The following is a 25,635-nucleotide window of genomic DNA, read 5'->3' as shown; positions in this document are numbered from 1 at the left end:
GGCCTCCCGTTATGTATAGTGGTCAGTTCCGATATAAATAGTGGACTTTATGCTCGGGCAACGCTGGCTGATGCCGGAGCAGCCACTCGTTCAGCTCCCGGATCCAGTCCGTGCGGCTAATCGAGCTTCCGGCGATGCGGAGCTCATACAGATAGAGGTTTCCTTGCTTGACTCGCGAGGCGACGATGCCTTCGAGGACGATTCTCTTCTCCCCCAGCTTCAGCTGGAAGGACAGGCGGTACCGGTCGTTCACCGGAAAACGGAGCGTCGTGGAGAATTCCAGTTCGTTTGCGTTCATATGAATCAGTAAGACTTTGCGGACGCCGGATCGGACCGGTTCTCCGCCGACCTGGGAAATCGCAAGCTCCGCCAGCAAGGCGCGGCTGTTGCCGGTTCGGGAAATGACGCCAGCAGAAGTCTCCATATTCCGACGCAAGAGCACGGTTCACCTCCGACAAATGCCTCCGGGCCTAGGTTTGAGAAAAGCTCCGGCGGGGAAGAATGATGACTAATTGATACGTTTTGTATCGCTTTGACATCTCCAACTTTACGATACAATTCGTAACATGTCAAGGGGTTTTCAGGCTTAATTTTCAAGATTGCGTCTTTTCGTATCATGCCTTCAGAAATCCTTTTAGCGGCGGCATTTCCGTATTAAACTTGAATATAGAGGGAGTTAGGAGGTACGTAAGTGGACATAGGATCACGGCTTGCAAGTCTGAGGGAAGACCGGGGATGGACTCAAGAGCATACGTCTCAGGTTCTTGGCATTTCCCGCGCAGCCTTGAGTCATTATGAGAAGAACCGGCGTGAACCGGATACCGATACGCTTGCAAAATTTGCGGATATCTATCAGGTCTCGATCGACTACCTGGTGGGAAGAACCGACAATCCGGAGGCGACGCTAGATCCGGACGTCAGGGAGTTTGCCGGCAGTATCGAGCTGTCCGATCAGGAGCTGTTGGAGAAGTTCGCCTTCTCCATCGACGGCAGCCCGCTTACGCCCGAGGAATCCAAGATGTTCATCGCTTTCATTCGGGCGAACCGGTCTATGAGATAATCTGGAATATTGTAATGCTTGCAAACCTGCCGTTGGCGGGTTTTTTTGTTGTTTTAAGAACGGGTAGTAGGAGAAAGGAATCAAATAAGACAATTTGTTAATCCAATAGTCCTGATTCGACAAAAGCTCCTTTATTTTTCTCTGATTGCCGCTTCACATTCCGACACTCTTTGCACCTTCAGTCGGATATACTTTATCCTATGTTCCCAGTACATAGAGAAACTAAATAGGAAATGGGAGTGGGGTACAGGAATGAACAGCCATCAACCAGAAAGCAGCTCAAAATCTCCTGTGAAGGTATTGGACGTCAGGCAAGTGCTCGAACAGCTGGGGTTGCAGCCCGATGCCGCACTGAAGGAATTGTTCCCGGAACGAACCTCGCCGCCTCCTTCGGAGGACCGTCAGAACCGCACCTCGAAGAAATAAAGCGCTGAACGCCTCTCCCCCCAACCCGAGGCATCGCTTATCTCTACCGCTAGCTTTCCTCCATTCGCTACCATCTCGAAGGTCTCTCGGTACATACTCGATACACCTTGTATAGATACATATTGTATCAATACGGAGCCGGCTTGTCAGCCATCAGGATAGGCCCTCCCGCACTTAATGACGGCCGATACGGTCGTCTTTTGGTTATTTTCCCGGTGTTATGGGGCCATGCTGATCGAGAAAGGAGGTCATGATCAATGGACCTGCTGGCGATGGCCACGATGACGTTCTGCGTCATTTTTTTCCTCTACGCGATGCGCGCGATCGTGAACAAGGAAAGCGATCGGAAATTCTTTGCCCTGGCCGTTCTCGCCTCTCTTTGCGCCGGGGTTTCTTTCCTGCTTTTGATCGGAGCGATCGGCTCGATCATCCTTTGAAGGTTGCGCCGCGACCGGCCCTCTCCAACGGTGAGTATGGCATGGACGAGCTGCATCCCCGAAGAAACAGCACAAAATCAAAGAGCCGCCAGCCCATAATCGGGCTAGCGGCTCTTTGCATGCCGGCCGGCTGCATCGCCGGAGGCTTAGTTGCCTCCGACTCGCGCCAGCTCTCTCATATTGGCCTCGAAGGCGGCCAGCAGGGCTTCGTCGCCCTTCAGGCCTTGCGCCTCCTCGGCATGGCGGATCTGCTCCAACATCCGCTTGTAATCCTTTGGAATGACGCGGACGAAGTCGCCCAGCGACTGCTCCCAGTTCGCCAGGACGCGTTCGCCGATCGCGCTGCCCGTATAGCGGACATGGTCTTCGATCAGCGAGCGCAGCTCCTGCACGTCCGCCTCGTCCTCGACGCGCTCCAGCAGCACCATTTCCAGGTTGACCTGCTTGTAGAAGGTGCGGTTCTCATCGAGCACATACGCCACGCCGCCCGACATGCCGGCCGCGAAGTTCCGTCCCGTGCCCCCCAGCACGACGACGCGTCCGCCTGTCATGTATTCGCAACCGTGGTCGCCCGTACCCTCGACGACAACCTTGACGCCGCTGTTGCGCACGGCGAAGCGCTCGCCCGCGATGCCGCGGATGTACGCTTCCCCGCCCGTCGCGCCGTAGAAGGCGGTGTTGCCGATGATGACATTGTTCTCCGCCGCGAAGGTCGCCTTCGGCGACGGAGCGACGATGATCTTGCCGCCGGAAAGGCCCTTGCCGACGTAGTCGTTGGAGTCGCCCTCCAGCGAGAGCGTGATGCCCTTCGGCACGAACGCGCCGAAGCTCTGGCCGGCGGAGCCGACGAAGTGCATCTGGATCGTATCCTCCGGCAGCCCCTTGGCTCCGTAGCGGCGCGTCACCTCGCTGCCGAGGATCGTGCCGACGACGCGGTTGGTGTTGCAGATCGGGAACGTCGCCTTGACCGGCTCGCCGCTCTCCAGCGCGCTCTGGGCGGCCGGCAGCAGCGACTGCATGTCGAGCGACAGCTCGAGGCCGTGGTTCTGCTGCTGCACGTTGTAGCGGACCGCGTCCTGCGGCACCTCAGGCTGATGCAGCAGCGGCGTCAGGTCGATGCCCCGCAGCTTGTAGTGGTCCACAAGCTCCTTGGCTTCCAGTACATCGACGCGGCCGACCATCTCGTTGATCGTGCGGAAGCCGAGCTCGGCCATGTACTCGCGCATCTCCTGGGCGACGAACCGCATGTAGTTGACGACATGCGACGGATCGCCCATGAACTTCTTGCGCAGCTCCGGATTTTGCGTCGCGACGCCGACCGGACAGGTGTCCAGCTGGCAGACGCGCATCATGACGCAGCCGAGCACGACGAGCGGAGCGGTCGAGAAGCCGTACTCCTCGGCGCCGAGCAGCGTGGCGATCGCCAGGTCGCGGCCGTTCATGATCTTGCCGTCCGTCTCCACCACGACGCGGTCGCGCAGGTTGTTGAGCATGAGCGTCTGATGCGTCTCCGCCAGGCCGAGCTCCCACGGGAGGCCCGCATGGCGCATCGAGTTCATCGGAGACGCGCCCGTGCCGCCGTCGTAGCCGCTGACGAGGATGACGTCGGCGCGGCCCTTGGCCACGCCCGCCGCGATCGTGCCGACGCCGACCTCGGAGACGAGCTTGACGTTGATGCGCGCGCGCGGATTGGCGTTCTTGAGATCATGGATCAGCTCCGCGAGATCCTCGATCGAGTAGATGTCATGATGCGGCGGCGGCGAGATGAGGCCGACGCCCGGCGTGGAGCCGCGCACCTCGGCGACCCAAGGATACACCTTGCGGCCCGGAAGCTGTCCGCCCTCGCCCGGCTTGGCGCCCTGCGCCATCTTGATCTGGATCTCGTCGGCGTTGACGAGGTAGTTGCTCGTGACGCCGAAGCGTCCAGAGGCGACCTGCTTGATCGCGCTGCGGCGCGAATCGCCGTTGGCGTCCGGAATGAAGCGGGCCGGGTCCTCGCCGCCCTCACCCGTGTTGGACTTGCCGCCGATGCGGTTCATCGCGATCGCGAGGCTCTCATGCGCTTCCTTGGAGATCGAGCCGAAGCTCATCGCGCCGGACTTGAACCGCTTCATGATCGCCTCGATGCTCTCGACCTCGTCGATCGGCACCGGCTGGCGGTCCTTCTTGAAGTCGAGCAGCGAGCGCAGCGTCATGAACTTGCGGTCCTCGCCCTGCACGAGATGCGAGAACCTTTTGTACAGCTTGTAGTCGCCAGCGCGGGAAGCCATCTGCAGCGTATGAATCGTCTGCGGGCTGAACAGATGGTCCTCCCCGTCCTTGCGCCACTGGTACTCGCCGCCGGAGTCGAGCTCGCGCTCTCCGCCCTGCTGCTCGGCATAGGCGCGGTGATGCGGCTTGAGAGCCTCCTGGGCGATGATGTCGAGGCCGATGCCGCCGATGCGCGAAGGCGTCCAGGTGAAGTACTTGTCGATGACCGACTCCTGCAGGCCGACCGCCTCGAAGATCTGCGCGCCGCGGTACGACTGGATCGTGGAGATGCCCATCTTGGACAGGATCTTGAGCACGCCCTTGGTCGCCGCCTTGATGAAGTTCTTGACGGCCTTGTCATGCGTCACGCCGCGCAGCATGCCCTGGCGGATCATGTCGTCGAGCGTCTCGAACGCCAGGTACGGGTTGATCGCGCTCACGCCGTAGCCGAGCAGCAGCGCGAAGTGATGCACCTCGCGCGGCTCGCCGGATTCCAGCAGCAGGCTGACGCGGGTACGCGTGCCTTCGCGGATCAGATGGTGATGCAGGCACGAGACGGCGAGCAGCGCCGGGATCGGGCAGTTGTCCTTGTCGGAGCCGAAGTCGGACAGGATGAGCACGTTATGCCCCTTGGCGATGACGCGGTCGGCCGCGTCGCACATCGTCTGCAGCGCCTGGCGCAGGCCGGCCTCGCCCCCGTCCGCCGGGAAGAAGATCGGCAGCGTGATCGACTTGAAGCCCGGACGGCGCACGTGGCGCAGCTTGGCGAACTCCTCGTTGGAGAGGATCGGCGAGTCGAGGCGGATCTGACGCGCGCTCTCCGGCTCCGGATGGAGCAGGTTGCGCTCCGGTCCGAGCGACGTGCCGGTCGCCGTGATGATCTCCTCGCGGATCGCGTCGATCGGCGGGTTGGTCACCTGGGCGAACAGCTGCTTGAAGTAGCTGTACAGCCGCTGCGGGCGCTCCGACAGGACGGCCAGCGGCGAGTCGTAGCCCATCGAGCCGACCGGCTCGACGCCGGAGGACGCCATCGGCTCGAGCACCTTGCGCAGGTCCTCGAACGTGTAGCCGAACGACTGCTGGCGCTGCTGCACCGTCGCATGCTCGAGCTCCGGCAGCTCCGGCGCGTCCGGCAGGTCGGCCAGGCTGATCAGGTTGTCGTCGAGCCACTGCTGGTACGGCTTCTCGGAGGCGATGAGGCTCTTGACCTCCTCGTCGGAGACGATGCGGCCCTCCTTGGTGTCGACGAGCAGCATGCGGCCCGGACGCAGGCGGTCCTTGTACAGGATCTCCTCCGGCTCGACCGGCACGGTGCCGGCCTCGGAGCCGAGGATGATGACGTCGTCCTTGGTGACGTAGTAGCGCGCCGGGCGCAGGCCGTTGCGGTCGAGCACGGCGCCGATCTGCGTGCCGTCGGTGAACGCCATCGCGGCCGGTCCGTCCCACGGCTCCATCAGGCAGCTGTGGTATTCATAGAAGGCTTTTTTCTCCGGGCTCATGTCCTCGTGGTTCGACCACGGCTCCGGCACCATCATCATCGCCACATGCGGCAGCGAGCGGCCGGCCAGGTACAGGAACTCCAGCGTGTTGTCGAACATCGCCGTGTCGGAGCCGTCCGGGTTGATGATCGGCTTGATCTTGTCCAGGTCCTCGCCGAACAGCTCGGAGGCGAACAGCGACTGGCGCGCGTGCATCCAGTTGACGTTGCCGCGCAGCGTGTTGATCTCGCCGTTGTGGATCAGGTAGCGGTACGGATGCGCGCGCTCCCAGCTCGGGAACGTGTTGGTGCTGAAGCGGGAGTGGACGAGCGCGATCGCCGTCTCCATCGCCTCGTCATTGAGATCGACGTAGAACGAGCGCACCTGCTCGGTCGTGAGCATGCCCTTGTAGACGATCTTCTTGGACGAGAAGGATGGGAAATAGAACATGTCGCCGCCCTCGAGCCCCGCATAGCGGATCGCCAGCTCGGCGCGCTTGCGGATGACGTACAGCTTGCGCTCGAAAGCCAACTCGTCCGCGAGTGCCGCATCACGCGACACGAACACCTGGCGCACGTAAGGCTTGGCCTTGAGCGCCGACTCGCCGAGCTTGGCGTCGTCGGTCGGCACGGTGCGCCAGCCGATGACGCGCTGGCCTTCCTCGGCGATGATCGCCTCGAGCTTGCTCTCGAGCGCCTCGCGCACGGCCGAGTCCTGCGGCAGGAAGAGCATGCCGACCGCATAATCGCCCTCGGCGGGCAGCTCGACGCCCTGGCGGCTCAGCTCGCGCTTGAAGAAGCCATGCGGAATCTGCAGCATGATGCCCGCGCCGTCGCCGGTGTTGGGCTCGCTGCCCTGGCCGCCGCGATGCTCCATGTTCTCCAGCACGGTCAGCGCCTGCCGGATGATCGTATGGGACTTCACTCCCTTGATGTGCGCGACGAAGCCCATGCCGCAAGCGTCTTTTTCGAACTGTGGATCGTAAAGGCCTTGTTTCGGCGGCAATCCCGTCATTTTCCTGTTCATCGGATGGCAACCTTTCTGTCGGAGGATGGATATAGAACGGACGGCTGCGAACGGCTACCTATTAGATAGACATCTTCACTCCGGAAGCGGCTCCCGCCTGGCATGGAAGCTCTCCGATTCCATCTCATGAATAAAGATGCATATTAATACATATCCATTACGTTCCGTCCCGTCGTTCAAAAGGCAGAAATCGGTCGGATCTCCCGGACGGCGATCCCGGAAAAAGGAAGGGGGGCTTATATAGCTATTCCTCGATTTTATCACTAGGGTCGGCGCAGATCAATTTAATCTTTTTGATCGCGAGAGGAAAAGTTTCGCTCCCGATCCCTCCCTTCCCTTGCGCGGCAAGGGATTGAAGCGGGTCCAACCGTTGCTTTGCCACGCCACAGCGGCGCTTCTGCATTCATCCTATCACAAGGCTCGGCAGCTTGGGTATACCAAGTTTAAGGAATGGCGGATCTGCCCGAACGATGACGTTCCATGTCAGGTCAAAGTGAGCCGGCACATGTATACTCATGCAAATTTTTGAACCAAAACTGCAACTGCGGCGGCCGCGGCTTCATGAAAACGCTGTCTCGCTGTCAGCTTGCCGGAAGCTCCGGCGCAGGGGCGCGGGCATGGGATGCAGGGCGCGGGATGCGGGGCGCGGGATGCGGGGCGCGGGATGCCGGCGCGGGATGCCGGCGCGGGATGCCGGCGCGGGATGCCGGCGCGGGATGCGGGCGCGGGATGCGGGCACGGGAGTGCGGGCACGGGATGCGGACACGGGAGTGCGGGCGCGGGATGCAGACACGGGAGTGCGGGCACGGGATGCCGGGCGCCTGAGGCGAAGCGCTCCGAGCGCTAACGATACTGTCGATCGCTATTGGCCTCAAAAGAGCCCAATTCGAAATGTAACGATACTGAGACGCGCTATTGGAGGCTGGAGAGCCGATTTTGCGGGTTTTAGGAGCAATAGCGCTTATGAGTATCGTTAGAAGTTCCAAAGGGCGGTGTGGAGCGAAATAACGTCTCTGAGTATCTTTAGCGCTGTGCATGGTGCGGGCGGCGCAACAGAAGCAGACGGCAGCCGCTTCTCCTTCTTCAGCAGATACGGGTTGTCGAGGGTGCAGCGCACAACGGCATGGCGTAGGTCCACTTGCATAGGGCGATGCATGGAGGAAGCGAACGACGAAGTCACAGGATGCTGACAGGGCGCGCGAAGGACGGAAATGACTCAAGCCCGAAACGCAGACAACGCACGAATGCACGCAGGCGGCGTGCGCTCAGGGCGCAGGCGGCGCAAGACTGCATGGATTCAGGCGACACCCAGGCGGCGCAACACCGCATGGACGCAATCGATGCCCAAGCGGCGCAAGACCGCATGGACGCAATCGATGCCCAGGCGGCACAAGACCGCACGGACGCAGACGGGGCGCAGGCGGCGCAAGACTGCATGGATGCAGACGGTGCCCAAGCGGCACAAGACCGCGCGAGCGCGCGCAAAGGACAGCGGCGACTCGTGCTCGAGGCGCAGACAGCGCGGACTGACGAGAGTCCGCGCCGAGCGCCGGCTACCGGTAGTCCGCGGACACGGTCCGCAGCTGGTCGGCCGCGCGCGCCGCCCAGCGCTGCAGCCGGTCGAGCTCCTCCAGCATGCGGGCGACGGCCTGCTCGCGGGAGGCTTCGTACTCCGGCAGATCCGCCGCGGCATGCGGCTGAATGTCGCGGTTGGGCACGAGCGCCTTTTCGCGATGGGCCAGCGCCCGCCTTTCATGGAAGAAAGGCACGTCGGGATCGTACGGATGGTGCAGGTCGCCCTGCTCGGGATGGCGCAGCACGGCCAGCGTCTCCACGACGCTTCTTGGCGAGCCCTGCTCGACCAGCCTGCCCGCATACTCCCCCGTCTTGTAGACGAAGCGCACCCAGCCCTCCGCGGCCTTGGCCTGATTGTCGTCGCTCATCGGTCATCGTCTCCTTCGGATCGTTTCCCCAAGAATATAGGAAGCGGGCCGGTAAGCACAAGCGGACAAGCCGAGCTTGTTTTATAGGCGGCGCTCGTCGTAATATTGGAAGTGGAAAAGTAGGTGAGTGCATGCGTAAAAAAAGAGTGCTGCTGCTATCGGAGGGGTTCGGATCCGGACACACCCAAGCGGCATATGCGCTCGCTGCCGGGCTGAGGCAGCTGTCTCCGGATGTCCAGACCCGCGTGCTGGAGCTGGGCAAATTCCTGAATCCGGTGCTCGGTCCTCTGATCATGTCCGCCTATCGCAAGACGGTCGGCAAGCAGCCCAAGCTGGTAGGCATGATGTACCGCACCAACTATAAGCGATCGTTCAACCGGTTCGCGCAGCTCGCGATTCACCGGATCTTCTATACCCAGACGGAGCAGGTCATCCAGCAGTTGCGCCCGGAGATCATCGTCTGCACGCATCCCGGCCCGAACACCGCCGTCGCCAGGCTCAAGCGGCTCGGCCTCGACGTGCCTCTTTACACGCTGATCACCGATTACGACGCGCACGGCACCTGGGCCAGTCCGGAGGTCAACCACTACCTCGTCTCCACGCCGGTCGTCAAGCGCAAGCTGATGGACCGAGGCATCCCGTCCGGCCGCATCGAGGTGACCGGCATCCCGGTCCATCCGCAGTTCTGGGAGTCCCAGGACCAGGTCCAGGCGCGGAGCGGGCTGGGCTTGCGGAACCTGCCGACGGTGCTGGTCATGGGCGGCGGCTGGGGGCTCATGGAGGAGGAAGACGAGCTCTTCACCTACATGACCCGCTGGCGCGAGGAGGTGCAGCTCATCTTCTGCACGGGCACCAACGAGAAGTCGCGGGAGAGCATGCTGGCCGACGAGCGGTTCAACCATCCGAACATTCAGGTGCTCGGCTTCACACGCGAGATCTCCAAGCTGATGGACGCCTCCGACCTGCTCGTGACCAAGCCCGGCGGCATGACCTGCACCGAGGGCATGAGCAAGGGCATCCCGATGCTGTTCTACAAGCCGATTCCCGGCCAGGAAGAGGAGAACCTGGACTACTTCGTCGGCAGCGGCTTCGGCGAGATGCTGCAGTCGGCTGCGACGATCGACCGCTGGTTCCAGCTCATCCAGGAGCCCTACAGCTCCGGCCGGCGCCGGCAGCGGCTGCAGTCCAAGAGCAGCCAGCAGTACGATCCGCAGGAATGCCCGTCGGCCGTGCTGCGGCTGATGCGCTGACCGCCGACGCGGAGACGTCCGCGTCAGGCGCAGGGACAGGATCTGCGCAAGCGACTGCGACGGACGCGCGGACGGCGCGCCGAACGTTTGGAGCGCATGCGCCGAGGCAATACCTATACGGGGGACGGGAGGACGCTCCCTCCCCTTTTCTTTCTCCAACACGTATTCTACGCCTCTAAAGGCAAAAGCCAAGGAGATGAGCCGATTGAACAACAAGGCATTGGACGGCAAGACCGTCATCGTCCGGCTGGAGATCGACTCCGGCACCAACTTCAGCTCGGTCGTATCCGCCATCGAGGCGGCCGGCGGCGACATGATCGCCATCGACGTCATCCAGACGGGCAAAGGCAGCACGACGCGCGACTTGACGGTCAAGGTGAAGGACACCGGCACGACGGAGCGGCTCGGCAAGACGCTGGGGCAGCTGCCGGGCATCCGGGTCATCAACACCTCCGACCGCACCTTCCTGCTGCATCTCGGGGGCAAGATCACCGTTCAGCCCAAGACCGCCATCCACAACCGCGACGACCTTTCCCGCGTCTACACGCCTGAGGTGGCGCGCGTCTGCACGGCCATCCACGAGGATCCGTCCAAGGCGTTCACGCTGACGATCAAGCGCAACATGGTCGCGGTCGTCTCCGACGGCAGCGCAGTGCTCGGCCTCGGCAACATCGGCCCCGAAGCGGCGATGCCCGTCATGGAGGGCAAGGCGATGCTGTTCAAGCAGTTCGCCGACGTCGACGCGTTCCCGATCTGCCTGGACACGCAGGATACCGAGGAGATCATCCGCACGGTGAAAGCGATTGCACCTGCCTTCGGCGGCATCAACCTGGAAGACATCAGCTCGCCGCGCTGCTTCGAGATCGAGGAGCGGCTGCGCGAGGAGCTCAACATCCCGGTGTTCCACGACGATCAGCACGGCACCGCCGTCGTCCTGTACGCGGGCCTGCTCAACGCGCTGCGCCTGACGGGCAAGTCGATCGAGGACGCGCGCATCGTCGTCTGCGGCATCGGCGCGGCCGGCACCGCCTGCACGAAAATGCTGCTCGCCGGCGGCGCCCGCAACGTGCTCGGCGTCGACCGCGACGGCATCCTGACGGCGGATCGCGACTACGCGCATCCGATGTGGAACTGGTACGCCGCGAATACGAATCCCGGACGCGTCTCCGGCAGCCTGGCCGATGCCGTCGCCGGAGCGGATGTATTCATCGGCCTGTCGGCCGGCGGCATCCTGAAGCGCGAGATGGTGCTCACGATGAACGAGCAGCCGATCGTGTTCGCGATGGCGAATCCGGAGCCGGAGATCCGGCCCGAGGAGGCCGAAGACATCGTCGCGGTCATCGCCACCGGGCGCTCGGACTATCCGAACCAGATCAACAACGTGCTCTGCTTCCCGGGCATCTTCCGCGGAGCGCTCGACTGCCGCGCGACGACGATCAACGAGGAGATGAAGCTGGCCGCGGCCGAGGCGATCGCCTCCACCGTCGGCGAGGACGAGCTGAGCCGCAGCTACATCATCCCGAGCGTGTTCAACGCCAAGGTCGTCGAGGAAGTGCGCCGCCGCGTCGTGCAGGCGGCCCGCGAGAGCGGCGTCGCCCGCCGGAATCCGCGGGAATAGCGCGCGGCACGCGGCAGCGGCGTCGCCCGGCGGAATCCGCAGGAACAGCAGGCGGCAGCAAGGCCGGTTCGCCGCGCGAGAGCGGCTCTGCAGCTGGCGCAGACGAAGCAGCCGTTGCGGCTGGCCTTAGAAAAGAAACAAGGCAGAGAGCTCGCTCTCTGCCTTGTTTCTTTCTTGCCGCGGAACGCTTCGCTTTGCCGGCGGTCAGAGGCCGGCCGTGCGGGCGGCTGGAGCTTCCGTAGAGCCGAGGCTCGATTGGCGCCGCGCTCCCTTTCCATAGAAGAAGGATGAGCTGAGCAGGATCGCGGCGATCAGGCTGAAGACGATCATGCCGCTGGTTCGGTCAAGCAGCCAACCGCCGAGCAGCGGACCGAGAAAGTAACCGAAGTTGCCGAATGTCTGCGCGCCGAAATACGTGCCGCGAAGCGCCCCTGGCGCCAGCCGGTCCAGGAGCAGGCTGCCTGCCGGGTAATTGAGGATTTCGCCGATCGTGAACAGAATCATCGAGACGAAAAGCAGAGGAATGGTCGGAGAGATGCCGAAGCCGACCAGGCCGAGCGCGAACAGGATGTTGCCCGCATGGATCGCCGAGATGGGACGATGCTTTTCGAGCAGCCTGGACAGCGGCATCTGCAGGACGATGACCGTGACGGCATTCGCCGTCATGAGCCAGCCGAACACGTAGACGCCCTGATTGAAGCTCATCTCCAGATGTTGCGAGAGCGTGACGGCATGCTGGCTGTAGCCGATGGCGACGAGGATCGCGCCGATCGTGTACAGCTGAAGCACCCGGTCGCGGCGGACGGCGGCCCATGCGGAACCGATCGTGACCTTCTCCTTTTTGGCTGCGCCCTCGATCTCCTTTATACCGAACGCATTCATCATCGCGAACAGGATGCAGCCGTAGAGCAGGAAAATGAGTCCCGTCACGAGAAAGGGAAGCGGGCTGCTGCCGACGCCGAGATAGACGCCGAGCAGCGGTCCGATGGCGACGCCGACGTTGCCCATCAGATAACGGAGCGAGTACAGCTTGAACCGGCGCTCCGGCTCGGTGAGATCGCCCATCAACACTTGGGAGACTGGCTCGAACCAGGAGCGGCAAATGCCGTTCAGCAGGCTTAGCAGAAACAGCAGCGCCGGCTGCATGAAGAAGGCGAATCCGATGAAGACGGCGCTCCAGGCGAAAAGCGAGATGAACATGATGAGCCTGCGGCCGCAGCGGTCTGACAAAGCTCCGCCGATGAAGCCTCCGAACGTGCCGGCGAGAGATCCCGCACCGGCGACGAAGCCGATCATCGCCGCGCTCATGTCGGTGTTTTTGGCGAGGTACAGGGCGAGAAACGGCATGCTCATCGACATCGCGATCCGGGAGATCATCTGGCCGAAGAGCAGCGACGTGACTATCGGATGGTAGCTGCGGAACAGAAGCTGAATTCGGTTCATGGCTTCACCGACCTTGGAAGGATTGGCATGTACAGGATGCGACGATCGATGCTGGACATGGGCGGACGAATTCGTCTTGGATTAGAGCACGCATGATCAAACGGGCGGTCGGTTGCGACGGCCCGCGGACGGACAGGAGCCCATTTTATACCAGATACGTCCGATCTGCACAGGTATATTTTGGACTAGACCGTTTTCCCCCTGCCGCGGCGCGTCCTAGGGCCGTGTAGCACTAGCGGGCGTGCTATCCAGCGGCTGCGGCGCTTCTTAACGCCAAATTTGCCGTCAGCGGCATCCGGTTCCCCGGCTGCCGCACTTCTTAACGACAATATTGCCTTTAGCAAGGCCGGTTCCCCCGTCGCGGCGCTTCTTAACGCCAAATTTGCCGTTTAGCGAAAGCGTCTCCACTCCGTGGACCCGGCTCTGCTTAAGCATGGTCAGCCCCGCTCTCCGAGCTCCGGCACATAACGATATCGGCGAGCGCGTTTCCCTGCGGATATCAACTGGACTTTCCCTTCAAGCATCAGCTTCTTCAGGTACTTGATGACCGTCCTAGGATCGAGGCCAAGCTCGTCCGCAGCTTTGCTTGGATAGATGCACTCGCTGTGCTTTCTCGCATAATCCAACAAGGCTTGTTCGGCCAATGGACGCTCGGCCCGGCGGCCGGCACGCGCATAACGCATGATGTCCGGCTTCAGAAAATCGCGGATCAACGCCGGATCTTCCTTCAATGCATCATAGGCGATGGAAATATTCGTGTACCCTCTGCTGTGAAGGTACAGCTCTCGCATCAGCTCTCGTCTGTATCCCGTCCGATCGGCCTGCTGCACATGCGGGCCGAAGCCTTTCACATCGATGTTGAAACGACGCAGGCCCGGCAGCCACGCGAAATCCAGATACAGCGTCCCGCCTCTCCAATCCCGCACCTCATACTCGGGATGCAGATCATCGAAATTCCCGACCAGCGGCCACCAGACGTTCTTTAGAAAAAGCGCCTCTCCATGACCGTGCCCGCGCTTCAGACGATCCTTCCTCTCCCCTCTCCTGGCTCTGAGATGCCGCTCCATCCATGCATTCCGCGCTTCTTCGAATTCTTGCATCCGATTTTTGTCCATGTCCATCTGCTCCTTCGCATTCAAATCGAAAAAACGCCCGGTTTCATGCCTCGCCTCCTGCCCGGTCCCCTGTAAAGGGAATCCGAGAACAAGATTCGAAGAGAAACAGGACGTTCTTCGTCACTGCATGTCTTGCTTATCTGTCTGTGCCAGCCGTTTAGGAAAAAAGCCTCCAGCTCGATTTCATCCGAAAGCCCCGCCGGCTTTCAGACTAGCAGCTCCGCTCCCTACAGCGCGCTGCCGCCGAACATGAAGCGCGTCTTCCAGGTCGAGTTCTGCGGGATGTCCGTCACCTGCACGCCGCCCGACTCCTTGGAGTACGTCTGCAGGATCTTGTTGTCGCCGAGGTAGATGCCGACATGGGAGATGAGCGAGGCGTCGAGGCTCTCCTCGGCCGTCATGTCCTTGCCGATCGCGGTGGTCGTGAAGAACATCAGGTCGCCGCGCTTCAGCTCGTTCCAATCCTGCGTGTAGGCGCCTTTGTTCTTGACCTGCTGGCCTTGGCCGCGCGAGTCGGCTGCCAGCTTGATCCCGAGAGCGTCGAGGAAAGCTTGGCGCACGAAGTCCGAGCAATCGAACGTCGTCGTGTCGTTGCGGCTGGAGCCGAACTCATACGGAGTGCCGAGATACTTGAGGCCGGCGGCGATGACCGCCTCCAGCTCCGGCGAGGCGAGGCCATCCCCATCGCCGGACGGAGCCGGCGTCGGAGATGCGGGAGCCGCGCTCGGCGTCGGCGATGCGCTAGGAGCAGGCGTCGCGGTTGGAGCGCTCGGGAGCGTCCCTGTCACGGCGATGTACTTGGCGTCGGAGCTGACGTAGCCGGATTGGCCCAATGCGTCGACGATCTGGTACCAGCTGCGATTGGAAGTGGAGACGATCTGCACGGCCTCGCCCGTCTTCAGGTAGCGGATGCGGTCTTGCGAAGTGGACGGGCCGATGCGGAACGCCACCGCCGAAACGGCCTTCGCGTTCGGCGAGAACGCCTCCGTGCCGCCTTCTGGCGTCGGCGTCGCGGTCGGCGTTGCCGACGGCGCCTTGCTCGGCGTTGGCGTCGCGGTTGCCGCCGGCGTCTTGCTCGGCGTCGGCGTCGGCGTCGGCGTCGGCGTCGCGGTCGGCGTCGCCGACGGCGCTGGCGTCGAAGCTCCGGGCAGGACGCCGGTTACGGTGACGTATTTCTTGTCGGAGCTTATGTATCCGCTGTTGCCCTGCTCATCCAGGATCAGATACCAGTACGCGGTCGGCACGGCCACGATCTGCACCTGCTCGCCCTTGTTCAGGTAGCGGATGCGGTCGCTGGAAGCGGAGGCGCTCTTGCGCAGCGTGACGGTAGCCGCAATCTCCGCGTTCGCGGCGAGCGACGGCTTGGCGGAGGCGGCAGGCTCCTCGATCAGGCTGATGTAGGCGGAGGAGGAAGAGACGAAGCCGATCTTGCCTGCGCGTTCCTTGACTTTGTACCAGCTGCCGTCCACCCGCTCGAGCACGGTGAGCGGCTCTCCTTTGGCGAGCAGACGGAGCACCTTGCCCTTGGTCGACGGCTCTTCCCTCAGGTTGACGGTGGACTGGGTGACGGCAAGCTGGGCGGCGGCGGAAGGAGCGGCCTCCGCCCCGGTCGGGGGCATGCCCGCAAGCAGCAGGCTCGCGGCCAGAACGGCGGCGACGGGCTTTCTCATTCGATCACGACTCCTCATCTGGTTGAATGTCGATTGTCCATGGTCTAGATCACAGGTAGGTTATCGGCATCCGGCTTGTCCGGATTTAGGCTTGACTCTGTCGAAGGAGGAGCGATCGTGCGGCTCGCTGGGATGTTCTGGCGTCTTCTGGTGTCTATTGTAAATAAAACCGGCAAAAAGCGCATGGACCGCTGCTCCCAAGTTCGCCGCCACCTCAAGCTAGGACGAGCGGCCCGCCCGCGCCGAGCCTCCGGGGCCGCTCCGTTTTTTCACATAAAAAAACCCGCCTCCGTCCCTGAAGGGACTTGGAAGCGGGCTGACGGACGGAAGCAGGCTCAAGCCGGCTCCGGCTCGTAAGGCTCCACATGCACATGCACGTTCATGATGTTGTGCTTGCGCTCCATCCGGCTCTCGATCTCGTCGCTGATCCGATGGCTCTCGACCAGGCTCAGCCTGGAGTCGACGGTCACGATGACGTCGACGAGCACATGGCTGCCGTGGATGCGGGCTTTGAGGTCCTTGATCGACTTGACGCCCTCGACCTTCTCGATCGAGCTGCGCAGCGTGCGCAGCTCGCCGTCGTCGAAGCCGTCGGTCAGCGCATGGGTCGAGCCGTAGAAAATTTCCCATGCCGTCTTGCAGATGATGAGGCCGACGGCGATCGCCGCTACGGGATCGAGCCACGGCATGCCGAGCGAAGCGCCGGCGATGCCGACCGCCGCGCCGATGCTGACAAGCGCGTCCGACAAATTGTCCTTGGCCGCGGCGTCCAGCGCCTGGCTCTTGATCTGCCGGGCGAGGCGGCGGTTGTACAGATAGACGCCGAGCATGACGACGGCTGAGACGATCGCCACGACGGCGGACAGGATGTTCGGCGCCTCCTCGCGCCCGGCGAACAGCGAGCGCACGGAGCTGATCAGCACCTGCAGGCCGACCGTCGCCATGATGAAGGAAGCGATGAGCGAGGCGATCGTTTCCGCGCGGAAGTGTCCGTAGGGATGGTCCTCGTCCGGCGGCTTCTGCGAGATGCGCAGGCCGATGAGCACGGCGAACGACGCGACGATGTCGGTCAGATTGTTGAAGCCGTCCGCAGACAGCGCCTTGGAGGCGAACAGGTAGCCCGCGCCGATCTTGGCGATGGACAGCACGACATACGCGCCGATGCTGATCCAGGCTCCGCGCTCTCCTCGGCGCATATCGGCGTATTGTTGCTCGGTAGACACGTTTTCTTTCCCCTCTCAAAAAACACTCTCCCCACCTTACCGTCCGATCCCCCAGTGGGTCTAGAGAAACATTGTTGTCCTAATGCGCCTTTTTGTGGCTCTGCGCAACACTTTCCGCCTCCTGCAACGCCGCTTAGCCTGCTCTGGATATGCCATTTTTATGCAGGATGACGTCTCGTTTTTTCCACGCGGCGGCAGCAAAAAAAAATCCAAGGCAGAGGGAGCTGCCTTGGATTCGTAGCCTCGCGCTGCACCGCAGCGACTGCGGTCGAGGCCGCCTATTGCCAGGAGGCCAGCTCGCTGCCGCAGCGCGTGCAGCGCTTGGCGTCGAGCCGGTTCTCCGCCTTGCAGCGGCCGCAGAGCACATGCACCTGGCCCTCGAGCTGCAGCGCCGGCAGCACGCCCTCTTCGGGGAAGGGGGCGCCGCAATCCGGGCAGTAGCGGGCCTCATGGTCGGCCTCGCGCCCGCAGGTCGCGCAAGCCTTGAGCGCCTTGAGCGCGCGGATGCGCTGCTCGAGCTGGTCGATCTGCCCCTGCGCCGACACGATCTGCTGGCAGAGCCGATGGGCGGCCTCATGGGAGGCGGCCATGTCGTCCTTCATATAAGCGGCGAACACGGCGTCGCCGATCTCTTTCTTGAGCCGCGAGATGTCGCGCTGGCGAAGCGCGACCTGGGACTTGAGCCGCGCGGTCTCCATCGTCTGCTGAGCCGCCTTCGCCGCTTCGGCCGCTCCTTGCTTCATTTTGTCGAATATGGACATGATGCACGCTCCCCGCTTCCGGGATGAAGGTTCTTCCCCTAAGGCTACACCAATCGCAGCTTGACCGGCAAGGCATGACAGTTGTCATGTCGGATCGCTTACGGCTATGACTGCCTGCGCCCCGCCTCTTTCCCTATACTGGAATTATCAGCCGCAGCGCTCCGCGCGCCATACGGCCACACGGGAGGAAGCCATGAACCAGACGAAACAGCTCCGCAAGATGATCGCTCCCTTCGAGCGCAACGACAAGACCGCCAGCGTCCGCCAGCTGCTCAATACGATCCCGCCGTTCATCCTGCTCTGGATCGCGGCTTATGCCAGCTTGCAGGTCTCGTATGCCCTGACGCTGCTGCTGTCCGCGCTCGCGGCCGGCTTCCTCATCCGCAGCTTCATCATCTTCCACGACTGCTGCCACGGCTCGTTCTTCCGCAGCCGCAAGGCCAACGACGCGCTCGGCACGCTGCTCGGCATCCTGACGCTGTTCCCGTACGAGCAATGGAAGCACAGCCACAACATCCACCACGCCGGCAGCGGCAACCTGGAGCGCCGCGGCACGGGCGACATGTGGCTGCTCACCGTCAAGGAATACAAGGAAGCGTCCGCTTGGACCAAGCTGCGCTACCGCATCTACCGCAACCCGTTCGTGCTGTTCGTCGTCGGACCGATCGCGCTCATCCTGATCACCTACCGCTTCAACGAAAAAGGCGCGCGCCTCAAGGAGCGCCGCAACACCTGGCTGACCAACGCCGGCATCGCCGTCCTCTACTCGCTGCTCATCTGGGCGATCGGCTGGCAGTCGTTCCTGCTCGTGCAGCTGCCGGTATTCTGGATCTCCGGCGCCGCCGGCATCTGGCTGTTCTACGTCCAGCATCAGTTCGAGGACTCCTACTTCGAGCATGAGGAAGAGTGGGACTACGTCAAGGCGGCCGTAGAAGGCAGCTCGTTCTACAAGCTGCCCGCCTGGCTGCAATGGCTGACCGGCAACATCGGCTACCACCATGTGCATCATCTAAGCCCGCGCGTGCCGAACTATCATCTGCAGCAGGCGCATGAAGCCGCGCCGCCGCTCGAGCATGCGACGACGATCACGCTGCTCACGAGCCTCAAGTCGCTGCGCTTCAACCTGTGGGACGACGAGCGGCGCCAGTTCGTCACGTTCCGCGAAGGCATCCGCCGCGCCGCGGAGCCGCCGCTTCGCTCCACCGGACGCCCGGCCTGAGACGGATATTTTGCCGGATAGTATGCTACAATGAGGCTAACCATCCCCGCCGGAAGACAGCGGCCTGAGCGCCGCCGTCCGGCCCAAGGAGCAAGCAGCGCATGCAGCAAAAATGGAATCAGATCCTGCCCCGCAACACCGGGCTCGGACCGTATATCTGGCTGGCCTTCATCGTCCTGCCGTTCTATTTCATCTTCCGCTACCCGGATACGGGCAGCATTCTCGCCGGCAGCCTCATGGTTGCCGTCTTTTTCATCTGCTACCGGCTCACGCGCGAGGGCCGGGGCTGGCGGATGTATACCGGCATCGCGATCCAGATGGCCATTTCGGCGGCGATGACGATTTATTTCCACTACCCTTACTTCGGCTTCTTCCTGGCGTTCTATATCGGCAACACGCGCAGCAGGGCCGGCTTCACGAGCCTCTATGTCGTGCATCTCGTGCTCGTCGCCGCCACGATCTATACCGCCTACTTCATGCATAACCGCTTCTTCATCCAGCAGTCGCCCTTCGTCGCGATCCTGCTGATCGGCGTCTCGGTGCTGCCGTTCAGCCGCTACAACTGGCTCAAGCAGGAGCGGCTCCAAGGGCAGCTCGAGGATGCCAACCGACGCATCGCCGACCTGCTCGTGCTGGAGGAGCGGCAGCGGATCGCGCTCGACCTGCATGACACGCTCGGCCAGCAGCTGTCGCTCATCCGCCTCAAAAGCGACCTTGCCGGCAAGCTCGTCTCCAAAAATCCCGAGCGGGCCCGCGCGGAAATGAGCGACGTGCACCAGACCGCGCGCATCGCGCTGCAGGAGGTGCGCGACATGGTCTCGCATATGCGCGGAGCCCGGCTCGAGGACGAGCTCGGGCGGGTCGGCCAGATTCTGCGCGCGGCCGAGATCGAGTTCGAGCTGGTCGGCGATCCGAAGCTTGCGCATACGTCCCGTTTCACCGAGAACGTGCTCAGCATGTGCGTCAAGGAGGCGGTCACGAACGTCGTCAAGCATAGCCGGGCTTCCCGCTGCCTCGTGCGGATCGAGCAGAAGCCCGACCTGCTCCGCGTGCTCGTCCAGGACAACGGCATCGGCATGCGGCTGCCGCGCGCCCAGGATCGGGGCAACGGCCTGCAAGGCATGAAGGAGCGGCTCGAGTTCATCAACGGCAGCCTCCAGATCGGCCAAGGCGCCGGTATGGATTCGAAGTCGGCCGCCGGCGCGAAAGCCTCGGATTCAAAGGGCGGGACGCGCGCTGCCGGGACGGACGGCGCTGCCGGAAGGCCGGGCACGACGCTGTATATGATTGCGCCGCATAATGTCAGCCGCAGAGAAAAGGAGGATTTCCAATGATCCGAATCGTGCTTGCCGAGGACCAGCGGCTGCTGCTGGGCGCTCTCGGCTCCCTCATCGACCTCGAGGAGGACATGCAGGTCGTCGGCCAGGCGACGAGCGGCGAGGACGCCGTCGCGCTCGTGCGCAAGCACAAGCCCGACATCTGCATCATGGACATCGAGATGCCCGTCATGAACGGGCTCGAGGCGGCCGAGCAGTTGAAGGACAGCGGCTGCCGGGTGATGATCCTGACGACGTTCGCCCGCAGCGGTTACTTCGAGCGGGCGCTCAAGGCGGGCGTGCAGGCGTATCTGCTCAAGGACAGCTCGAGCGACGAGCTCGCCACGTCCATCCGCAGCGTCATGGAAGGACGCCGCCTGTACGCGCCCGAGCTCGTCGACGAGGTGTACAACGAGAGCAACCCGCTCACCGAACGCGAGCGGGAAGTGATGGAGCTCGTCTCCGCCGGCAAAAACACCAAGGAGATCGCGAGCCAGCTGTACCTCTCGAGCGGCACGGTCCGCAACTACATCTCCGTCATCCTCGACAAGCTCGGCGTCAGCAACCGGATCGAGGCCGTCTCCCGCTTCAAGGAGAAGGGCTGGTTCAAGTGAAATTGAGTAAAGGCCGCAAAAGCCGACTAATCGGCTTCTGCGGCCTTATTTTCGCTCCTCGCCTGCTCTGGCTGCTGCTCTAACGCCGCCGTTACGCGGATAAACCGAGCCACTCCTCTCCAGCCGCCGCCGTAGCTCCGCCGTTGCTCGGATAAACTGAGTAACTCCACTCCAAACACTTCCCTAGCGCCGACGTTGCTCGGATAAACTGAGTAACTCCACTCCAAACACTTCCCTAGCGCCGACGTTGCTCGGATAAACCGAGTAACTCCTCTCCAGCCGCTGCCCTAGCTCCGCCGTTACGCGGATAAACCGAGCAACTCCTCTCCGAGTTAGTGTACCGCAGCGCAACTCGATGGCTGTAACCCGAAAATGTCGGGTTGCAGGCGTCCATGAGCTCGGTTCAAAGGCTGTAACCCGAAAATGTCGGGTTGCAGGCGTCCGGGAGCTCGATTCAGAGGCTGTAACTCGAAAATGTCGGGTTGCGGGCGTCCGGGAGCTCGGGCCAGTGGCTGTAACCCGAAAATGTCGGGTTGCAGGCGTCCGGCGGACGATCGCTTGGTAGGTCAAGTGAAGCGCGACCATCCGAGCGAAGTTGGACTTGGAGCAAAGGTCGCTTGTGCTGCGGCAGTGGGCGTGCTGGCCCAGCGGAGCGGACGGAATCCTCCTGGAGAAGCGGCAGCGGTTCCCTTGAAGGCCGGATTCCTTCCGTTTCGGAAAGGGAGATCAGAGGAATCTGGGCTTCAGCGGAATCGGAGGGAGGTTCCGTCCGCGCAGCGGCTGTCCTCGGCACGCTGCTTCGTCCGCGCAGCGGCTCTCCCCGGCACGCAGCTCCGTCCGCGCAGCGGCTCTCCCCGGCACGCAGCTTCGTCCGCGCAGCGGCTCTACTCGGCACGCAGCTTCGCCCGCGAAGCGACTCCAGCCGTCCGCGAAGCGGCGGACTACGCCAATAACCCCCGCCGCTCAGAAGCCAGGCTTCCGAGCGGCGGGGGCCAGCGGCTTCCCGTCGGCTCAGCCCTTCACGCCGCCGACGGTCATGCCTTTGACGAAGTATTTCTGCAGGAACGGATAAACGATGATCATCGGCAAGCTCGCCACGATCGTCATCGTCGCGCGGATCGACGTCGGCGTGACGAAGTTGGCGCTCGCGTTGGCGCTGTTGGCGAACGCCGAGGCGGACGTCATCGACGAGTTCGAGTTGGAGTTGGCCAGCATCTTCATCAGCTCGTACTGCAGCGTGCTGAGGTTGGCCTTCTCGGAGTTGTACAGGAAGACGTCGAACCATGAGTTCCACTGGAACACGCCGGTGAACAGCGCCACGGTGGCGAGCGCCGGCAGCGCCAGCGGAATGACGATCTGCATGAACGTGCGGAACTCGCCCGCGCCGTCGATGCGCGCCGACTCGATGATCCCCTCCGGCAGCCCTTCGATGAAGGAGCGGATGACGATCATGTTGAACACCCCGATGATGCCCGGCACGATGTACACCCAGAAGCTGCCGATCAGGTCCAGGTCGCGCATGAGCAGGTAGTTCGGGATGAGGCCGCCGTTCAGGTACATCGTCAGGATGAACGTCACCGTCACGAAGCGGCGCAGCAGGAACTCCGGCCGGCTGATCGTATAGGCGACCATCGCGGAGCAGAACACCGTGACGATCGTGCCGATGACCGTCCGCAGGATGGAGACGAGCGTCGCGTGGAAGATCGTCGCTTCCTGGAACACGTACTTGTAGTTGTCGAGGCTGAAGTCGCGCGGCAGCAAGTAGATGCCGCCGCGGATCGAGTCGTTGGCGTTGTTCAGCGACACGGCCAGCGTGTTGAGGAACGGGTAGAGCGTGAAGATGACGAGCAGGGAAAGGAAGATGAAGTTGAACAGGTCAAACAGGCGGTCGCCCGGGGATTGGAACCGTTTGTACACCTTGCGCGGCTTTTCGGGCTTCTTGCCCGCGCCAACCTGCTGCGCTGCCGGTGTTGCCATGATACATCGCTCCTTTTAGAACAGTCTCTGCTCGCCAAGACGCTTCGCCAGCGAGTTGGCTCCGAACAGCAGGATGAAGCTGACGACCGTCTTGAAGATGCCGGCCGCGGTCGCGAGCGAGAAGTTGCCCATCGAGATGCCGTATTTGAGGACGAAGATTTCCAGGTTCTCCGAATAGTCGGCGTTCATGCCGTTGCCCATCAGGTACTGCGGCTCGAAGCCCGTCTCGAGGATGTTGCCGAGGTTCATGATGAGCAGGATGATGATGACCGGCTTGAGGCCCGGCAGCGTGATGTGCTGGATGCGCTGCATCCGGTTCGCGCCGTCGATCTCGGCCGCCTCGTACTGCGACGGATCGATCATCGTCATCGCCGCCAGATAGACGATCGTATTCCAGCCGACGTCCTTCCACACCTCGGAGGCGCCGAGGATGCCCCAGAAGTAATGGCCGACGCCGAGCCACATGATCGGCCGGTCGATGATGCCGAGCCACATCAAGAGCTCGTTGACGATGCCGCCGTCGATCGACAGCGCCGTCGAGATGATGTTCGCCGCCACGACCCAGGAGATGAAGTGCGGCAGGTAGCTGATCGTCTGCACGGCGCGCTTGAAGAACGCGATGCGCACCTCGTTGAGCAGGATCGCCAGAGCGATCGCGGTGACGAAGCCGAGCACCAGCTTGATGACGGCCATCGCCAGCGTATTGCGCAGGACGCGCAGGAACGAGTCGTCGGAGAACAGGAAGCGGAACTGCTCGAGGCCGACCCACTCCTGCTCGAACATGCCCAGGTTCGGGCGGTAATGCTGGAAGGCGATCGTCCAGCCCCACAGCGGCACATATTTGAAGATGAAAATCCAGATGACGAACGGCACCGACATGAGCACCAGCGCCTTCTGCTTGGACAGCGTCCTGAACCAGCGTCCTACCTTTCCCGGCTCCGCGGACGGCGCGGACCGGACGGCGGCGGTTTCTTGGCTGCGCATCGTATCTCTCCTCTCCTATCCAACCGGCATGCCGATCGGCAAAAACCGGACCGGTGCGACTGACCCGGTCCGGTCCGAAACCATTCAGCCTGTTCTCAGTTGCCTTGCGTCTTGGCAATCTTCGCGGCGACTTCCTTGGTCATCGTCTCCTCGTAGGCCTTCACGTCGAGCTTGTTGAATTCCTTGAGGTATTCGTCCCAGATGCCGTCGAACTGCTCCGGCTTCGCCAGCACGAGCTTGGAGAAGTACTTGAGCTTGAGGTCCTTGGACTTCTGCGTGAAGATCTGCGCCGGCGAGCCTTGCTCCAGCGAGATGCTCCAGGCCGGGTACCACGGACGCTCATCCGGCTTGGCGAACAGGTCGGAGAACGTCTTCGCGCCGTATTTCTCGAGAATCAGCTTGTCGCCTTCGGTGAACGAAGCCTGCGCGACCTCCGGCTGGCGGCCGGCGTTGAACGAGTTGCCGTCGGCCAGCGTGGAACCGCCGCCGTACATCGGCCAGCTGTAGTTGAAGTAGGAGAAGCCGATGCTTTCCTGCGTCTTGTTGTCCTTGAGCATCTCGATCTGCTCCGGCGTGCGGTAGAAGCGGCCTTTGTCGTCCACCTCGTACTCCTCGCCCTTGACGCCCCACTGGATGAGCACCTGGTTCTCTTCCTTGAGCATGTTGTCGAAGAACTCGATGATGCGCACCGGATCCTTGGCCGACGTTGTGATGCCGACGCCGCGGTTGTTGACGAAGGACGGCGGATCGAGGTACTGGTCCTTCTCGACGCCGCTGAACACGATCGGCAGCGGCATGTAGTCGAGGTCGTCGTTGCCCGTCTTCTTGATGTTCTGCAGCGCCTGGTTCACCTGCCAGCCGTAGTCGAAGAAGCCAAGCACGTTGCCGGAGGAGATTTTCGCCAGGTACTGGTCGTAGTTGTTGACGAACGAGGATTCGTCGTAAAGTCCCTTGCTGTTGACCTCGTTCAGCTTCTTCAGCCAGTTTTTCGTGTTGTCGGTGTTCGAATACGTCTTGGCCTCGTGGCTCGTCATGTCGACGATGACGTCGCCGTCGTTCGGATAGCCGGCCAGATGCATCGGCGGGTTGAAGATGCCCATCGTGCGCCAGTCGTAGATGAGCGAGGTGAAGCCGGTCAGCTTGTCGCCGGAGTGGTTCGCCTTATACTTGTCGATCAGGTCGAAGTACTCGTCCAGCGTCTTGATTTTCGGATAGCCGGCTTCCTTCAGCACGCGGCGCTGGATGAAGAACGCGCCCTGCTCGATCGTCGGGTTGGAGATGTATTCGCCTACGACCGGGCTGAACGGCAGGAAGTAGATGTTGCCGTCCTCCGCCTTCATCAGGTTCATGTAAGGGCCATAGACGCGCTGGATGTTCGGAGCATGCTTCTCGATCAGCTCGTTGAGCGGGATGAACGCCTTGGCGTCAAGCACCTTGTCGATGGCCGTATCCGGCGAGAGCACGTCCGGATAGTTGCCGCTCGCGATCATCGTGCCGATCTTCGTATTGACGTCGCCGACCGGATACTGGAGGTTGAAGTTGACGCCGGTCTGCTCCTCGAGCAGCTTGCCGATCTTCGTCTTGTTGGACTCGATGTTCGGCACCTGGGCTCCGGCGTTGAAATACGTGAACGTGACCGGATCCTTCGCCGGCGCCGCCTTCTCGCCTGCGCCCGCGTTCGCCGATGCCTCCGGAGCTGCCGCTCCTCCGTTGCTGCCCGCGTTCCCGGAATTGCCCGAGTTGCCGCTGCAGCCGGCCAGCGCCGTGGCCATCGCTACCGCGAGGACCAGCAAGCCCTTTTTCGTCTTGACCATCTCTTTGCTCC

At 62.3% G+C, this 25,635-nt stretch carries 19 protein-coding genes; 8 read left to right on the top strand and 11 right to left on the bottom strand.

The features are described from left to right. Positions 1-22 precede the first annotated feature (22 nt). Positions 23-298: a hypothetical protein gene (locus tag NYE40_RS06625; RefSeq protein ID WP_127464509.1), complete on the bottom strand. Its 276-nt coding sequence runs from the start codon at positions 296-298 to the stop codon at positions 23-25. A gap of 393 nt (positions 299-691) precedes the next feature. On the opposite strand from NYE40_RS06625, the gene NYE40_RS06620 reads away from it, so the two are divergent. From NYE40_RS06620 to NYE40_RS06610, 3 genes are all read left to right on the top strand, one after another. Further along, positions 692-1,060 (top strand): helix-turn-helix transcriptional regulator, encoded by a 369-nt coding sequence (locus tag NYE40_RS06620; RefSeq protein ID WP_028600446.1) that lies wholly within the window; start codon positions 692-694, stop codon positions 1,058-1,060. 252 nt (positions 1,061-1,312) lie between these two features. Then, positions 1,313-1,486 (top strand): hypothetical protein, encoded by a 174-nt coding sequence (locus NYE40_RS06615; protein WP_153783090.1) that lies wholly within the window; start codon positions 1,313-1,315, stop codon positions 1,484-1,486. A 257-nt stretch (positions 1,487-1,743) separates the two neighbouring features. Continuing rightward, complete coding sequence (locus tag NYE40_RS06610; protein ID WP_028600445.1) at positions 1,744-1,923, top strand: hypothetical protein; 180 nt, start codon at positions 1,744-1,746, stop codon at positions 1,921-1,923. Positions 1,924-2,069: 146 nt separating this feature from the next. On the opposite strand, the gene gltB is transcribed toward NYE40_RS06610, so the two are convergent. Then, positions 2,070-6,677, bottom strand: a complete 4,608-nt coding sequence (gene gltB / locus NYE40_RS06605) for a glutamate synthase large subunit (protein WP_339279627.1) — start codon at positions 6,675-6,677, stop codon at positions 2,070-2,072. A gap of 1,553 nt (positions 6,678-8,230) precedes the next feature. Next, positions 8,231-8,620 (bottom strand): sporulation phosphorelay system protein KapB, encoded by a 390-nt coding sequence (gene kapB, locus NYE40_RS06600; protein ID WP_339279625.1) that lies wholly within the window; start codon positions 8,618-8,620, stop codon positions 8,231-8,233. A 131-nt stretch (positions 8,621-8,751) separates the two neighbouring features. Between kapB and NYE40_RS06595 the strand changes: the two genes are divergently transcribed. Both NYE40_RS06595 and NYE40_RS06590 read left to right on the top strand, forming a co-directional pair. Continuing rightward, positions 8,752-9,870 carry a glycosyltransferase gene (locus NYE40_RS06595; protein WP_028600442.1) on the top strand — a complete coding sequence of 373 codons (1,119 nt, stop codon included), beginning with the start codon at positions 8,752-8,754 and terminating at the stop codon, positions 9,868-9,870. Positions 9,871-10,066: 196 nt separating this feature from the next. Further along, a complete protein-coding gene (locus tag NYE40_RS06590) occupies positions 10,067-11,488 on the top strand; it encodes an NAD-dependent malic enzyme (protein ID WP_174817696.1) in 1,422 nt (473 codons plus the stop codon). A gap of 204 nt (positions 11,489-11,692) precedes the next feature. Here NYE40_RS06590 and NYE40_RS06585 read toward each other — a convergent pair whose 3' ends face one another. From NYE40_RS06585 to NYE40_RS06565, 5 genes are all read right to left on the bottom strand, one after another. Further along, complete coding sequence (locus NYE40_RS06585) at positions 11,693-12,931, bottom strand: MFS transporter (protein WP_052333590.1); 1,239 nt, start codon at positions 12,929-12,931, stop codon at positions 11,693-11,695. Positions 12,932-13,368: 437 nt separating this feature from the next. Further along, entirely contained in the window at positions 13,369-14,046 is a 678-nt protein-coding gene (locus tag NYE40_RS06580; protein WP_052333589.1) for a hypothetical protein, read from the bottom strand. Positions 14,047-14,273: 227 nt separating this feature from the next. Beyond that, on the bottom strand, positions 14,274-15,716 hold the full coding sequence (locus tag NYE40_RS06575) for an SH3 domain-containing C40 family peptidase (protein ID WP_339279622.1): 1,443 nt from the start codon (positions 15,714-15,716) through the stop codon (positions 14,274-14,276). 335 nt (positions 15,717-16,051) lie between these two features. After that, complete coding sequence (locus NYE40_RS06570; RefSeq protein WP_339280028.1) at positions 16,052-16,912, bottom strand: cation diffusion facilitator family transporter; 861 nt, start codon at positions 16,910-16,912, stop codon at positions 16,052-16,054. Between the two features lie 305 nt (positions 16,913-17,217). Beyond that, positions 17,218-17,700, bottom strand: coding sequence for a zinc ribbon domain-containing protein (locus NYE40_RS06565; RefSeq protein ID WP_052333587.1), 483 nt, complete (start codon positions 17,698-17,700; stop codon positions 17,218-17,220). 193 nt (positions 17,701-17,893) lie between these two features. On the opposite strand from NYE40_RS06565, the gene NYE40_RS06560 reads away from it, so the two are divergent. The 3 genes from NYE40_RS06560 (at position 17,894) to NYE40_RS06550 (ending at position 20,849) form a co-directional block, all read left to right on the top strand. After that, positions 17,894-18,919: a fatty acid desaturase gene (locus NYE40_RS06560; RefSeq protein WP_028600438.1), complete on the top strand. Its 1,026-nt coding sequence runs from the start codon at positions 17,894-17,896 to the stop codon at positions 18,917-18,919. 101 nt (positions 18,920-19,020) lie between these two features. Next, positions 19,021-20,253, top strand: coding sequence for a sensor histidine kinase (locus NYE40_RS06555; protein WP_101808708.1), 1,233 nt, complete (start codon positions 19,021-19,023; stop codon positions 20,251-20,253). After that, positions 20,250-20,849 carry a response regulator transcription factor gene (locus NYE40_RS06550; RefSeq protein WP_028600437.1) on the top strand — a complete coding sequence of 200 codons (600 nt, stop codon included), beginning with the start codon at positions 20,250-20,252 and terminating at the stop codon, positions 20,847-20,849. Before NYE40_RS06555 ends, NYE40_RS06550 begins: the two co-directional genes overlap by 4 nt. 1,011 nt (positions 20,850-21,860) lie before the next feature. On the opposite strand, the gene NYE40_RS06545 is transcribed toward NYE40_RS06550, so the two are convergent. The 3 genes from NYE40_RS06545 to NYE40_RS06535 all read right to left on the bottom strand — a co-directional run bounded on the left by NYE40_RS06545 (position 21,861) and on the right by NYE40_RS06535 (position 25,624). Next, positions 21,861-22,826, bottom strand: coding sequence for a carbohydrate ABC transporter permease (locus tag NYE40_RS06545; protein ID WP_052333585.1), 966 nt, complete (start codon positions 22,824-22,826; stop codon positions 21,861-21,863). Positions 22,827-22,841: 15 nt separating this feature from the next. Further along, entirely contained in the window at positions 22,842-23,705 is an 864-nt protein-coding gene (locus NYE40_RS06540; RefSeq protein WP_228551822.1) for an ABC transporter permease subunit, read from the bottom strand. Between the two features lie 200 nt (positions 23,706-23,905). Beyond that, positions 23,906-25,624, bottom strand: a complete 1,719-nt coding sequence (locus tag NYE40_RS06535; RefSeq protein ID WP_028600434.1) for an ABC transporter substrate-binding protein — start codon at positions 25,622-25,624, stop codon at positions 23,906-23,908. Positions 25,625-25,635 lie beyond the last annotated feature (11 nt).

This window comes from Paenibacillus sp. FSL W8-1187, assembly GCF_037965485.1.
GTDB lineage: Bacteria > Bacillota > Bacilli > Paenibacillales > Paenibacillaceae > Paenibacillus_O > Paenibacillus_O pasadenensis.
This window is presented reverse-complemented; position numbering and strand designations above follow the sequence as displayed.

Excerpts from the sequence above, each read along its gene's own strand:
- NYE40_RS06625 (WP_127464509.1), bottom strand. The coding sequence starts at position 298 with ATGAACGCAAACGAACTGGAATTCTCCACGACGCTCCGTTTTCCGGTG.
- NYE40_RS06615 (WP_153783090.1), top strand. The coding sequence starts at position 1,313 with ATGAACAGCCATCAACCAGAAAGCAGCTCAAAATCTCCTGTGAAGGTA.
- NYE40_RS06610 (WP_028600445.1), top strand. The coding sequence starts at position 1,744 with ATGGACCTGCTGGCGATGGCCACGATGACGTTCTGCGTCATTTTTTTC.
- gltB (WP_339279627.1), bottom strand. The coding sequence starts at position 6,677 with ATGAACAGGAAAATGACGGGATTGCCGCCGAAACAAGGCCTTTACGAT.
- kapB (WP_339279625.1), bottom strand. The coding sequence starts at position 8,620 with ATGAGCGACGACAATCAGGCCAAGGCCGCGGAGGGCTGGGTGCGCTTC.
- NYE40_RS06595 (WP_028600442.1), top strand. The coding sequence starts at position 8,752 with ATGCGTAAAAAAAGAGTGCTGCTGCTATCGGAGGGGTTCGGATCCGGA.
- NYE40_RS06590 (WP_174817696.1), top strand. The coding sequence starts at position 10,067 with ATGAGCCGATTGAACAACAAGGCATTGGACGGCAAGACCGTCATCGTC.
- NYE40_RS06585 (WP_052333590.1), bottom strand. The coding sequence starts at position 12,931 with ATGAACCGAATTCAGCTTCTGTTCCGCAGCTACCATCCGATAGTCACG.
- NYE40_RS06580 (WP_052333589.1), bottom strand. The coding sequence starts at position 14,046 with ATGGACAAAAATCGGATGCAAGAATTCGAAGAAGCGCGGAATGCATGG.
- NYE40_RS06575 (WP_339279622.1), bottom strand. The coding sequence starts at position 15,716 with ATGAGAAAGCCCGTCGCCGCCGTTCTGGCCGCGAGCCTGCTGCTTGCG.
- NYE40_RS06570 (WP_339280028.1), bottom strand. The coding sequence starts at position 16,912 with ATGCGCCGAGGAGAGCGCGGAGCCTGGATCAGCATCGGCGCGTATGTC.
- NYE40_RS06565 (WP_052333587.1), bottom strand. The coding sequence starts at position 17,700 with ATGTCCATATTCGACAAAATGAAGCAAGGAGCGGCCGAAGCGGCGAAG.
- NYE40_RS06560 (WP_028600438.1), top strand. The coding sequence starts at position 17,894 with ATGAACCAGACGAAACAGCTCCGCAAGATGATCGCTCCCTTCGAGCGC.
- NYE40_RS06555 (WP_101808708.1), top strand. The coding sequence starts at position 19,021 with ATGCAGCAAAAATGGAATCAGATCCTGCCCCGCAACACCGGGCTCGGA.
- NYE40_RS06550 (WP_028600437.1), top strand. The coding sequence starts at position 20,250 with ATGATCCGAATCGTGCTTGCCGAGGACCAGCGGCTGCTGCTGGGCGCT.
- NYE40_RS06545 (WP_052333585.1), bottom strand. The coding sequence starts at position 22,826 with ATGGCAACACCGGCAGCGCAGCAGGTTGGCGCGGGCAAGAAGCCCGAA.
- NYE40_RS06540 (WP_228551822.1), bottom strand. The coding sequence starts at position 23,705 with ATGTCGGTGCCGTTCGTCATCTGGATTTTCATCTTCAAATATGTGCCG.
- NYE40_RS06535 (WP_028600434.1), bottom strand. The coding sequence starts at position 25,624 with ATGGTCAAGACGAAAAAGGGCTTGCTGGTCCTCGCGGTAGCGATGGCC.